General features: G+C 76.0%; 11 protein-coding genes. 6 read left to right on the forward strand and 5 right to left on the reverse strand.

Annotated features, from left to right (window positions below; translation table 11 throughout):
* On the forward strand, window positions 1-236 hold a 236-nt coding region (locus AB0E83_RS33415), incomplete at its 5' end, for a hypothetical protein (protein ID WP_362120247.1).
* On the opposite strand, the gene AB0E83_RS33420 is transcribed toward AB0E83_RS33415, so the two are convergent.
* The 5 genes from AB0E83_RS33420 to AB0E83_RS33440 form a co-directional block, all read right to left on the reverse strand.
* Entirely contained in the window at window positions 206-2656 is a 2451-nt protein-coding gene (locus AB0E83_RS33420) for a right-handed parallel beta-helix repeat-containing protein (protein ID WP_362120249.1), read from the reverse strand. The genes AB0E83_RS33415 and AB0E83_RS33420 overlap by 31 nt on opposite strands.
* Before the next feature lie 338 nt (window positions 2657-2994).
* Window positions 2995-3600, reverse strand: coding sequence for a hypothetical protein (locus AB0E83_RS33425; protein WP_362120251.1), 606 nt, complete (start codon window positions 3598-3600; stop codon window positions 2995-2997).
* An 83-nt stretch (window positions 3601-3683) separates the two neighbouring features.
* Window positions 3684-4508 carry an MOSC N-terminal beta barrel domain-containing protein gene (locus tag AB0E83_RS33430; protein WP_362120253.1) on the reverse strand — a complete coding sequence of 275 codons (825 nt, stop codon included), beginning with the start codon at window positions 4506-4508 and terminating at the stop codon, window positions 3684-3686.
* A 54-nt stretch (window positions 4509-4562) separates the two neighbouring features.
* Window positions 4563-5078, reverse strand: a complete 516-nt coding sequence (locus AB0E83_RS33435) for a DUF6643 family protein (RefSeq protein ID WP_362120255.1) — start codon at window positions 5076-5078, stop codon at window positions 4563-4565.
* Window positions 5079-5394: 316 nt separating this feature from the next.
* Complete coding sequence (locus tag AB0E83_RS33440; protein WP_362120257.1) at window positions 5395-6600, reverse strand: glycosyltransferase; 1206 nt, start codon at window positions 6598-6600, stop codon at window positions 5395-5397.
* A gap of 58 nt (window positions 6601-6658) precedes the next feature.
* Between AB0E83_RS33440 and AB0E83_RS33445 the strand changes: the two genes are divergently transcribed.
* The 5 genes from AB0E83_RS33445 to AB0E83_RS33465 form a co-directional block, all read left to right on the forward strand.
* Window positions 6659-7456 carry an aspartate/glutamate racemase family protein gene (locus AB0E83_RS33445; protein WP_362120259.1) on the forward strand — a complete coding sequence of 266 codons (798 nt, stop codon included), beginning with the start codon at window positions 6659-6661 and terminating at the stop codon, window positions 7454-7456.
* Window positions 7457-7528: 72 nt separating this feature from the next.
* Complete coding sequence (locus AB0E83_RS33450; protein ID WP_362120261.1) at window positions 7529-8086, forward strand: hypothetical protein; 558 nt, start codon at window positions 7529-7531, stop codon at window positions 8084-8086.
* Window positions 8087-8170: 84 nt separating this feature from the next.
* Window positions 8171-9784 carry an apolipoprotein N-acyltransferase gene (gene lnt / locus AB0E83_RS33455; protein ID WP_362120263.1) on the forward strand — a complete coding sequence of 538 codons (1614 nt, stop codon included), beginning with the start codon at window positions 8171-8173 and terminating at the stop codon, window positions 9782-9784.
* Window positions 9785-9823: 39 nt separating this feature from the next.
* The gene (locus AB0E83_RS33460) at window positions 9824-10306 is read left to right on the forward strand and encodes an NUDIX domain-containing protein (protein ID WP_362120265.1); all 483 of its coding nucleotides are present in this window, start codon (window positions 9824-9826) and stop codon (window positions 10304-10306) included.
* A gap of 91 nt (window positions 10307-10397) precedes the next feature.
* Window positions 10398-11870 (forward strand): GAF domain-containing protein (locus AB0E83_RS33465; RefSeq protein ID WP_362120267.1); only part of this gene is annotated, 1473 nt, incomplete at its 3' end.

Below are 11870 nucleotides of genomic sequence, written 5' to 3' on the forward strand. Positions count from 1 at the left end.
GCACCCGCGCCCACCCGCTGCCCGAACCGGTCCTCGGCCACTCCGACTACCAGGCCGACCCGGCCTTCGCGGTCTGCCGGGCCGCGCTCCTGGACCGGCTGCTGCCCGCCCTGCCCCGGCAGCGGGGCGTGGACGAGGCGGCGGAGCAGAGGGGTCCGGGCGGCGGGGGGAGTCCGGGCGAGGGGAGCCCGGACGGCTCCGCGGGTCAGGGGAGTTCGGGCAGGTCCTCCGGGTAGAGCAGGGTCAGGTCGTCGGTGCTCGCCTCGGCGAGCACGGCGACCCGGCCCGCGTGCCGCTCCACCATCGACTCGAAGGTCTGGCGGGCGGTCCGCCCGTTGCCGAACGCCGGGCCCTTCGGCAGCTTCCCGAAGTACGCCAGGAGGGCGTCGTCCGTGCCCGGCGCGAGCCGGTACTCGTGTTCGTCCGCCTGCTGCCGCACGATCCGCAGCAGCTCCTCCGGCGTGTAGTCGCCGAAGGTGATGGTCCGTGAGAAACGGGACGCCACACCGGGGTTGACGGTGAGGAACCGCTCCATCTCGGCGGTGTACCCCGCGACGATCACCACCACCGCGTCCCGGTGGTCCTCCATCAGCTTCACCAGCGTGTCGATCGCCTCGCGCCCGAAGTCCCGCCCCGAGTCCTCCGGCGACAGCGCGTACGCCTCGTCCACGAACAGCACCCCGCCGCGCGCCCGGTCGAAGGCCTCCTGGGTGCGGATCGCGGTCGAGCCGATGTGCTCGCCGACCAGGTCGACCCGGGAGACCTCCACCAGGTGACCGCGCTCCAGCACGCCGAGCGAGGCGAGGATCTCGCCGTAGAGGCGGGCGACGGTGGTCTTGCCGGTGCCCGGGTTGCCGGTGAAGACGAGGTGGCGGCGGACCGAGGCGGCCTTCAGCCCGGCCTCCTGCCGCCTGCGGCCCACCTCGATCATGTTGGTGAGCGTCCGCACCTCGTGCTTGACGCTGTCCAGGCCGACCAGCGCGTCCAGCGCGCCGAGCACGTCCTCCGAGGACCGGGGGGCCGGGACGGGCACGGAGGCGGAGGCCGGTGCCGCCGCCGGCGCCGGGGTCACGGCCGGCGCGGTGGCGGTACGCGGCGGGGGGAAGGCGCTGAGCAGGCCGGGGGAGTGCCGGCCGTCCGTCAGGACCGGCGCGGGCGCGGCCGGCGAGGGCGCCGGCGGGGTCCGTACGGCGCTCTCGTCGCCGGTGCAGTCCTCGACCACGGGCCCGTCCTCGGGGAACTCGTACCCGCCGCGCGCGCACCGCTCGGTCCGGCAGCGGCGCAGCACGGTCCGGCAGCCGTCCATCACGTGGAAGCCGTAGCCGCCGCTGCCCGTGACCCGGCAGCCGTGGAAGGTGCCGCGGCCCTCCGCCGACACGTAGAAACCGGCCTCGGCGGGGGAGACGACCGCACAGCGCTCGACCGTGGGGTCGGCGCCCTTGGTGACGATGACGCCCGTCTGCACGGAGTCCACCGTGCAGTTGGCGAGGGTGCCGCCGCTGCCGTGGTCGCGGAACCACGCCCCGGTGGACGCCTCCTTGATCCGGCAGTCGTCGAGCTGGGCGGTGGCGCCGTCGCTCACCGAGACGGCGGTGTTCCGCACCTGCGTCAGATCGCTGTCCACGACGTCCACCCGGGAGCCGCGGTCCAGCACGAAGAGCGCGTCCGGCACGTCGTGCACCCGGCACGCGTCGAGGACGGCGCTCGCCCCGTCGCTCACCCACACCGCCGGATAGTCGCCCGTGCTGTCGTGGATCTCGCACCGGTGGGCGTCCACGCGGGTGCCCGGGTCCCACACGGACAGGCCGTTGCGCCCGAACCGGCGCACCGTCGACCGGGTGAGCGTGAGCACCGCGCGCGAGCGCAGGTCCACCGCGTTCTCCGGCACGTCGTGGATGTCGCAGTCGGAGAGCGTGAGCACCGCGTCCGTGTCCAGGGTGACGCCGTCGGCGGAGGTGCGGTGGACGGAGGAGTCGATCAGGTGCGCGGAGGCGCGGGCCGCGATCTGCAGGCCCGCGCCCTTGATCTCGTACACCTCGCAGCCGACGCCCTCCAGGCCGCTGCCCTCGCCGGTGACGGCGATCCCGGCGCCGGAGGCGTGGTGCACCCGGCACCGCTCCAGGCGCGGGTGCGCCCCGCCGCGCACGGAGACCCCGGCCTGCCCGGCCGCGACCACCTCGCACTCCTCGAAGACCCCGCCGGCGCCGTCCACGGCGGCGATGCCGACCCCGGCCGGGTTGTCGACGGTGCAGCGGCGGACCGTCGGCCGGGCCTGCCCGCGCACCTCGATCCCCGAGGCCGAGCGGGTCATGATCCGCAGGTCGAGCAGCTCGGGCGTGCCGTCCTCGACGAGCAGCGCCGGCGCCGCCACGTCCTGGCCCTCGACGTGCAGGTCCTGCACGACGGCCGAGGCGCGCAGCGTCAGCGGCACCCCGTCCGGCGGCGCGATCCGCACCGGCCCGGACCCGTCCTCGGGCCCGCGCAGGGTCACCGCCCGGGTCACGACGAGGTTCTCGCGGTACGTCCCGGGCGCGACGGTGAGGACGTCGCCGTCGCCGGCCGCCTCCAGCGCGGCGGCGAGGGAGGCGTACTCGCCCGTGCGGCGCCGCCACCGCGACGTGCCGGTGTGCGTCACCTGGACCGTGCCCTGTGCCATGGGTGTGCTCTGCCCCCGCCTCGTGCGCCGACGCTGAACCGGATCCGGGATCCGGTGTCGTGGATCCGGTGTCCTGGATCCGATGTTGTGGATCCGACGTCCGGATCCGCCATGGTGGATCCGGTGTCGTGGATCCCCTGTCCGGGATCCGCTCTCCTGGATCCGGGAGGCCGGATCCTGGATCCAATCTCCCGGATCTTGGATCCAACCTCCAGGACCCTGGATCCCATCTCCTGGATCGTGGATCCGATGCCCCACCGTAGCGCGCGGGGAGGCGCGGGGTTGACGGGTCGTCGAGCCGCACCCGTACGGGGCACGGAAGGCGAGGTTCCGGAGCGTCAGGTGCCGGTGCCGGTACGTCCCCAGTCGGGGCCGACCGACGCCCAGGCGCGGTCCAGGCGCGCGTACCGGCGCAGCCTCAGCCGCCGCATCGCGAGCCGCCGGACCGACTCCACGCCCAGCGCGGCGAGGGCGGCCGCCATCAGGCCGACGCCCGCGGCGTGGGTCCGGGCGGTGGAGCCGGCCATGGGGGCGGGGACGGGCCGGCCGGCGCGGTCGGTCCAGAGCGGGAAGGCGTCCCCGGGCGCGCCGCTTGCCCGGGAGGTCGTGACGGTGCCCGTCCGGGGGGTGCCGTCGGGGGCGGTCCAGGAGGCCACGACCGTGCGCCGGAACCGCCGTTCGGCCGTCTGCTCGCCCGAGACGGCGGTGCTCGGCGCCGGGGCGGACCGGAGCACCCGGGCCGTGGTCTCGACCCGCCCCTGCTGCTGGGCGTGGGCCGCGCGCTGGAGCGAGTGCCGCGCGGAGGCGGCGGCCGTCCAGCCGGCCGCGGGCACTGCCACGCACAGCGCGACGACGGCCACGAGCGCCACCCACGCCTCGACCAGGTCCGTCCTCCGGCACAGGGGATTGTGCCGCCAGCGCCAGAGGCCGGTGACTGCGCGCATGCCGGAACCCCCTCGTTCGTCGTTCCTCGGACGAGTGTGCCCGGGGGACGTCCGGTTCGCCTGTCGAGCGGAGGGGGGCGGGATCAGCCGAGGATCTTCACCGGGTCGCCGGCGCGGACGGTGCCGGTGTGCTCGGGGACGAGGTTCTGGCCGAAGACGAGCCGCCGGTCGATGGAGCGGTGCCGGCCCAGGGTCCACAGGGGCTCCTTGCCGCGTCCGCCGGTGGCCTGGTCGGTGGTGGTCACCGCGCACCGCCCGCAGGGCTTGGCCACGCGGAAGGTCACCTCGCCGACGGCGAGCCGGGTCCAGCCGTCCTCCGCCCACGGCTCGGTCCCGTCGACGACCAGGTTGGGCCGGAAGCGGCTCATCGGGAGCGGGCCCTCGTGGGCGTGGTCGCCCTGGGCGACCAGCGCGTTGAGGGCGTCCAGGGAGGCGCTGGTGGTGACGAGCAGCGGATAGCCGTCGGCGAGGCTCACGGTCTCGCCCGGCAGCGCGTACGCGGGGTCGACCGGACGGCGGTGCTCGGGCGCGTCCAGGTGCACGAGGCGGGCGTCGGCCTCCAGGTGGGCGGAGAACCAGGCGGCGGCCGCCGCCCCGGCGGGCACCGTCTCCACGGCCTCGCCGAAGACGTCCGCGGTCAGCGTGGCCGAGGGTTCCGGCACGGGGACCACGAGGGGGTCCAGGCCGGGCGCGGTCAGCCGCAGGCCGCCGTCCGGGAGGGGCTCCGCCGAGGCGAGGGCGAGACGGGGGTGGCGGCGCTGGGTCATGACCGTGCCGCCGGCGTCGACGACCGCCCAGCGGCGGTCGTGCGCGAGGCCCCAGGGCTGTACCTCGGCCTCGGCGCGCTCGAGCGCGCGCAGGGCCTTCACCGGGTGGACGTGGACGGAGCGGAGGACGGGATCAGCCATGCGCCCATCCTGCCAGCCGCTCCGTCCCCGGCGGGGCCGGATCCGCGCGGTCCGTCAGTAACCGCCGCCCTGATAGGGGCGGTTGTACGGGTCGTGGTACTGCGCGGGGGCCGGGACCGGCGCCGGTGCGGGGCGCGGGGCGGCCGGGCGCATCGCCTCGTACCCGGCGGGCGCCGGGCGGGCCGGCTGCGGGACCGGCCCCGCCGGGTAGCCGCGCGGCGGCGCGGGCTGCTGCGGGATGTACGGGGCGGGCGCCGGCTGGAGCGGCGCGGGCGCCATCTGCGGGGCCGGCTGGGGGTATCCGTACCCGCCGCCGTGGTAGGCGGGCGCGGGCTGGGGGGACGGCGCCGACGGGAGGGCCGGCAGGGCCGCCGGCAGCGCCGGCAGGTAGGAACCCGACGGGGCGGGCGCCTGCTGGTAGCCGACGGGGGCCTCGTACGCGGCGGGCACTCGGATCGGGGCGATCTGAGGCGTGCCCCGCTCCGCGACCAGGGAGTCGTAGATAGGGGTGTCCGGGAAGGACGGCGCGGTGTGGTAACCGCCTCCATAGCTGGAGCGGGGGGAGGTCATGGCACATAAGTTAAGCCCACGATCTGCCGATTGGGGAGCCTGCTCAACAGCTTCTTTGACGGGCTTCCGGCGGCCGTGGATGCCCAACCAGAGCGAACATGTCAAAAACGGGCACGGCGCCGTCCCATGATCGCGCAAAACCCGAGCTGAGAGGGGGTTACCGGCGGGTCGAGCCCGAGCGCTCCGACCGATGCTCCCGGTATGAAGAACGGATAAAGAAAAGGCGACCGGAAGGGGTGAGAGAAGTGATCTTGGGTATGCCGAATCGTCAATCCCGCGCCCGGGGGGCACATGGGTACGCGCCGAATTCGCCGCGTTACTCCCCGTGTCGGGAAGCGAATTCCCCGTCCCCCTCCGCGTGGCTTCCGGAGTACACCCGTCCCTTCCACGCCCCGCCCCGCCCCCGGTGGTGCCGCACCGCCGAATCCACCGTCATGAGCAGGTAGAGGAAGGCGGTGAAGGGCAGCAGCGGCGCCGTCCACGGCGGCCGGCGGTAGTAGCGGAGCATCGGGACGTACGTCCCCGCCATCACCGCCCACGCCGCCCCGCCGGCCCACGCCGTCGGCGCGTCCCCGGCGCCGAGCCCCGCGAGGCACGCGACCGGCGGCACCAGATAGACGAGCGCCAGCCCGGCGACCGTCCCCAGGAGCAGCGGGGGGCTGTACCGGAGCTGGGCGTACGCGCTCCGCGCCACCATCGCCCACAGCTCCCCGAGCCCCGGGTAGGGGCGCACCGACTCCACCCGCTCCGCGAGCCCCAGCCAGATCCGGCCCCCGGCCGCCCGCACCGCGCGCGCCAGCGACACGTCGTCGATCACCGCCGCGCGGATCGCGTCCGGCACCCCGGCCGCCACCGCCGTCTCCGTCCGCAGCAGCACGCAGCCCCCGGCCGCCGCCGTCGCCCGCGGCCGGGCGGCGTTGATCCGGCGGAAGGGGTAGAGCTGCGCGAAGAAGTAGACGAAGGCCGGGACCACCAGGCGCTCCCAGAAGCCGGTCACCCGCAGCCGGGCCATCTGCGAGACGAGGTCCCGGTCGTCGTCGAGCGCGGCCGCCACCAGCCGGCTCAGGCTGTCGGGTCCGTGGGCGATGTCCGCGTCCGTGAGGAGCAGGAACTCGGGCCCCCGCGCGCGTGCCAGCGCCATCCCGTGCCGCAGCGCCCACAGCTTCCCCGTCCACCCCGGCGCGGGTTCGCCCGGCGACGCCACCGTGAGGGGCAGCCCGCCGTGCCGGGCGGCCAGCTCGACCGCGAGCCGGCCGGTCCCGTCCGCGCTCCCGTCGTCGACGAGGATCACCTCGGCCCGGCCCGGATAGTCCTGGGCGAGCAGCGACGGCAGGCTCAGCGGCAGGACCTCCGCCTCGTCCCGCGCGGGCACGACCACCACGACCCCGGGCCACGCCCGAGGCCCCCCGTCCGCGCCGGCCCGCGGCAGGCGCTGATCGGTCCGCCAGAAGAAGCCCCGGCCGAGCAGCAGCCAGACCCAGACGGCCAGGGAGACGCACGCGAACCAGGCAAGGGTGCTCATTCGTCGCAGTCTGCCCCAGATCGCCGGGGTTCCGGGGCCCATCGGCTAGGGTGACCGGGTGAAGATCGCGCTCATGGACTCCGGAATCGGCCTCCTCCCGGCAGCCGCCGCGGTGCGGCGGCTGCGGCCGGACGCCGAGCTGCTGCTCTCCAACGACCCCGACGGCATGCCGTGGGGACCGCGTACCCCCGAGGACCTGGCCGGGCGCGCCCTCGCCGTCGCCCGCGCCGCCGCCGACCAGCGGCCCGACGCGCTGATCGTGGCCTGCAACACCGCCACCGTCCACGCGCTCCCCGCCCTGCGGGCCGCCCTCGAACCGGGCATCCCCGTCATCGGCACCGTGCCCGCCATCAAGCCGGCCGCCGCGGCGGGCGGCAAGGTCGCCATCTGGGCGACCCCCGCCACCACCGGCAGCCCCTACCAGCGCGGCCTCATCCGCGAGTTCGCCGCGGGCGCCGAGGTCACCGAGGTGCCCTGCCCCGGCCTCGCCGACGCCGTCGAGCACGCCGACCCCGAGGCCATCGACCGGGCCGTCGCCGCCGCCGCCGGCCTCACCCCGCCGGACGTCCGCGCCCTCGTCCTCGGCTGCACCCACTACGAGCTCGTCGAGGACCGCATCCTCGCCGCCCTCGCCCCCCGCCGCCTCCCCGGACTGCCGCCGATCGTCTTCCACGGCTCCGCCGAGGCCGTCGCCGCCCAGGCCTTCCGCCGGATCGGCGCCGAACCCGCCCCCGGCGCCGCGCCGACCGGCACCCTCACCGTGCTGCTCAGCGGACGCCCCGGCGCCCTCCCCGCGGCGGCCCTCGACTACGCCGCCGGCCGGCTCCTGGCGGGCGCCCCGGCCCCCTCCCTCTGACCCTCACCCACCGTCACCGGGCGACTCCGCTCCGCTGCGACGAACCGGACATCACCGGGTAATATTCCCGGTATGAGGCAGGAATCCGGGCCACCGCGCCCCGGCGGGCACCCCGCCGTGTGGACCGGCCGCGCGACCAACCGCTTCCAGTGGCTCGCCGCGGTCGCCGGTGCCGCCTGCGTGGCCCTCGGCGTCACCCTCGCCGTCGAGGCCTCCTGGACCGCGGGCGTCACCGCCCTCGGCATGGCCGTCGTCGGCTGCGTCGCCGCCGGGCTCCTCGTCCTCTTCGGCACCCTCGCCTTCGTCCACGTGGAGGTCCGGGTGGACGAGAGGGCCATGGAGGTCCGCTGCGGGCACATCGGCGTCCCGCGCCGGACCATCCCGTTCACCGAGGTCGTGGGCGCCGACTACGCCCCCCGGGTCACCCCCCGCCACTGGGGCGGCTGGGGCTACCGCTCGCGCCCCGACCGGGACACCGCCGTCGTGGTCCGCCGCGGCGAGGGCCTGGTGCTGCGCCTCGCCGACGGACGGCGCTTCACCGTCACCGTCGACGGCGCCGCGTCGGCGGTCGACTCCATCCGCGCCCACCTCCGCCGCCCGGCCCCGCCCCAGACCCCCACCGGAGCCTGACGCACGCGCGTGCGCGCGCGACGGCCCGGGCCCGCCCCCGTACCGTGCCGGGCGTCAACAGGCACGCCCCGTACACTCCGCAAGGTGAGCACCACCATCACCCCCGACGCGGCCGGAGCCGCCGACGACACCTCCGCGACCGACGACCCGGCGCGCCGCCTCGGCCGGGCCGCGCGGTTCGTCCGCCCCGGAGCCGCCCTGCTCTCCGGCGTCCTGCTCTACCTGAGCTTCCCGCCGCGCCCCCTGTGGTGGCTCGCGCTCCCCGCCTTCGCGCTCCTCGGCTGGAGCCTGCACGGCCGCCGGCTCCGCGCCGGCTTCGGCCTCGGACACCTCGCCGGCCTCGGCTTCCTGCTGCCGCTCCTCGTCTGGACCGGCGAGGAGGTCGGCCCGGTGCCGTGGCTCGCCCTCGCCGCCGTCGAGGCCCTCTTCGTCGCCGCCGTCGGCCTGGGCATCGCCGCCGTCTCCCGGCTGCCCTGGTGGCCGGTCCTCGCCGCGGGCGTGTGGATCCTCGGCGAGGCGGCACGCGCGCGCGTGCCCTTCGGCGGCTTCCCCTGGGGCAAGATCGCCTTCGGCCAGGCCGACGGGATGTTCCTCCCCCTCGCCGCCGTCGGCGGCACGCCGGTGCTCGGCTTCGCCGTCGCCCTCTGCGGCTTCGGCCTGTACGAGGCCGTCCGGCTGGTCCGCCTCCACCGCGCCACCGGCGCCGTCCCGCGCGGACCGCTCGCCGCCGCCGCGCTCTCCGTCCTCGTCCCGGTCACCGGCGCCCTCGCCGCCCTGCCGCTGGTCAGCGACGCCCCCGAGGACGGCACCGCCACCGTCGCCGCCATCCAGGGCAACGTCCCCCGCCTCGGCCTCGACTTCAACTCCCAGCGCCGCCAGGTCCTCGACAACCACGCCGCCCGCACCCGGGAACTCGCCGCCGAGGTGAAGGCCGGCACGAAGCCCCGGCCGGACTTCGTCCTGTGGCCGGAGAACTCCTCCGACATCGACCCCTACGCCAACCCCGACGCCGCCGCCGTCATCGAGGGCGCCGTCGAGGCCGTCGGGGCCCCCACGGTCATCGGCGCCGTGGTCGCCCCGCCCACCGGGAAGCTCCGCAACACCCTCATCCGGTGGGAGCCCGGCGAGGGACCCACCGCCACCTACGACAAGCGGCACGTCCAGCCCTTCGGCGAGTACATCCCGATGCGGTCCGTCGTCCGGCTCTTCAACAGCAACGTGGACCGCGTCGCCCGCGACTTCGGCCCCGGCAGCGAGGTCGGCGTCTTCGACCTCGCCGGCACCAGGGTCGGCCTCGCCACCTGCTACGAGGCCGCCTTCGACTGGGCCGTCCGCGACACCGTCACCCACGGGGCGCAGCTGCTCACCGTCCCCAGCAACAACGCCACCTTCGGCCGCAGCGAGATGACCTACCAGCAGCTGGCGATGTCCCGGGTGCGGGCCGTGGAGCACAGCCGGGCCGTCGTCGTCCCCGTCACCAGCGGCGTCAGCGCCGTGATCCGCCCCGACGGCGAGATCGTCTCGCGGACGGAGATGTTCACCCCGGACTACCTGGTCGAAGAGGTGCCGCTGCGCTCCTCGCAGACCCCCGCCACCCGGCTCGGCACCCTCCCGGAGGCCCTGCTCGCCGCCGTCGCGGCCGCCGGACTCGGCTGGGCCGCGGCCCGCGCCGTCCGTGCCCGCCGGGCGCGGTCCTGAGGCCGGGCGCGCCCGGGAAGATGATCTAGGGTCGACCGCATGGCTACCCCTGACTTCATCCGCGAACTGCGCAAGACCGCCGGGCACCAGCTCCTCTTCCTGCCCGGCGTCAGCGCCGTCGTCCTCGACGACCGGGGCCGGGTCCTGCTCGGCCGCCGTGCCGACACCGGCGCGTGGGCCGTGATCGGCGGCATCGTCGAACCGGGCGAGCAGCCCGCGGACTGCGCGGTCCGCGAGGTCGAGGAGGAGACCGGGGTGCTGTGCGTGCCCGAGCGGATCCTCCTGGTCGAGACCCTGCGCAAGCCCGTCGTCTACGCCAACGGCGACATCTGCCAGTACATGGACGTGGCCTTCGTCTGCCGGGCCGTCGGCGGCGAGGCCCGCGTCAACGACGACGAGTCGATCGACGTCGGCTGGTTCGAGGTCGACGACCTCCCCGAGATGAAGCGTTTCTCCCACCTGCGGATCGAGAAGGCGCTCGCCGACGAGCCCACGTGGTTCCGCACCGCCCGCCCGGGCTGAAGCACGGGCCCGAGGTCCCCGGCGGGAGTCGTCCACAGGGGCCGTCCACAGGGGTGGTGCGATCACGCGTACGGCAGGTATCCCTGTGTCCATGTCCCACGAACACGTCTCCTACCTGGAACTCCTCGCCCGGGGAGCCGCCACGGAGGCCTACGACCGGCCCGTGCTCCTCGCCCGCGCGGGCGGCGCGGGCCCCGAGGCGCTGGCCGGGCTGGAGGAGGCCAAACAACTGGCCCTGCGGGTCCGCGCCGAGCTGGAGGGCCGGCGGCGGCGCGAGGCCGAGCTGTCCGCCCTCTTCGCCACCGCCCACGACCTCGCGGGACTCCGCGACCTCGACGCGGTGCTGCGCGCCATCGTCCAGCGCGCCCGCTCCCTGCTCGGCACCGAGGTCGCCTATCTGAGCCTCAACGACCCGGCGGCCGGGGACACCTACATGCGGGTCACCGAGGGCTCCGTCTCCGCCCGCTTCCAGCAGCTCCGCCTGGGCATGGGCGAGGGCCTCGGCGGACTGGTCGCGCAGACAGCCCGCCCGTACGTCACGGCCGACTACTTCGACGACGAACGCTTCCAGCACACCCGCACCATCGACACCGCGGTCCGCGACGAGGGCCTGGTCGCCATCCTCGGCGTGCCGCTCAGCCTCGGCAGCCAGGTCATCGGCGTGCTCTTCGCCGCCGACCGCCGGGCCCGGGTCTTCGAGCGCGAACAGGTCGCCCTCCTCGGCTCCTTCGCCGCCCACGCGGCCGTCGCCATCGACACCGCCAACCTGCTCGCCGAGACCCGCTCCGCCCTCGCCGAGCTGGAGCGGGCCAACGACATCATCCGCGCGCACAGCGCCGTCATCGAGCGGGCCTCCGAGGTCCACGACCGCCTCTCCGAGCTGGTGCTGCGCGGCGGCGGCGTCCACGACGTCGCCGAGGCCGTCTCCGAGGTGCTCGGCGGCACCGTCGAGTTCACCGAGACCACCGCGGGCGCCGCCCGCCGGGCCGGCGGGCACGCGGTCCGCGACGGCGACGACTGGGTCGCCGCCGTCTCCGCCGGCGGCGAGCACCTGGGCGCGCTCGTCCTGCGCGGCCGCCCCGACCTCGACCCCGTCGACCTGCGCACCCTGGAGCGGGCGGCCCTCGTCACCTCCCTGCTGCTGCTCGCCCGCCGCTCGGCCGGCGAGGCCGAACAGCGGGTCCGGGGCGAGCTGCTCGACGACCTCCTCGACGCCCCCGACCGCGACCGCCGCCTGCTGCGCGAGCGCGCCGCCCGCCTCCGTACCGACAGCGAGGCGCCGCACGTGGTGCTCGCCGCCCGCATCGACCGGGCCGGCCCCGCCGGCGGCGCCGAGCCGTCCGGCCGCGAGAGCGCCGACCGGCAGCGCCTGTGGTCCGCCGCCTCGCACCTCGCCGCTACCCGCCGCGGGCTCGCCTCCGCCCGCGACGGCGGCACGGTCCTCCTGCTGCCGCTGGGCCCCGGCGAGGACGCCGCCGAACTGGCCCGCCAGACCGCCCGCCACCTGGGCGGCGCCCTGCGCGAACCCGTCACCGTCGGCGCCTCCGCGCCCGTACCGGACCCG

This window comes from Streptomyces sp. NPDC035033 (genome assembly GCF_040636735.1).
In the GTDB taxonomy this organism is placed as follows: Bacteria; Actinomycetota; Actinomycetes; order Streptomycetales; family Streptomycetaceae; genus Streptomyces.

Coding starts and splice junctions, on each gene's coding strand:
- AB0E83_RS33420 (WP_362120249.1), bottom strand. CDS start 2,656: ATGGCACAGGGCACGGTCCAGGTGACGCACACCGGCACGTCGCGGTGG.
- AB0E83_RS33425 (WP_362120251.1), bottom strand. CDS start 3,600: ATGCGCGCAGTCACCGGCCTCTGGCGCTGGCGGCACAATCCCCTGTGC.
- AB0E83_RS33430 (WP_362120253.1), bottom strand. CDS start 4,508: ATGGCTGATCCCGTCCTCCGCTCCGTCCACGTCCACCCGGTGAAGGCC.
- AB0E83_RS33435 (WP_362120255.1), bottom strand. CDS start 5,078: ATGACCTCCCCCCGCTCCAGCTATGGAGGCGGTTACCACACCGCGCCG.
- AB0E83_RS33440 (WP_362120257.1), bottom strand. CDS start 6,600: ATGAGCACCCTTGCCTGGTTCGCGTGCGTCTCCCTGGCCGTCTGGGTC.
- AB0E83_RS33450 (WP_362120261.1), top strand. CDS start 7,529: ATGAGGCAGGAATCCGGGCCACCGCGCCCCGGCGGGCACCCCGCCGTG.
- AB0E83_RS33460 (WP_362120265.1), top strand. CDS start 9,824: ATGGCTACCCCTGACTTCATCCGCGAACTGCGCAAGACCGCCGGGCAC.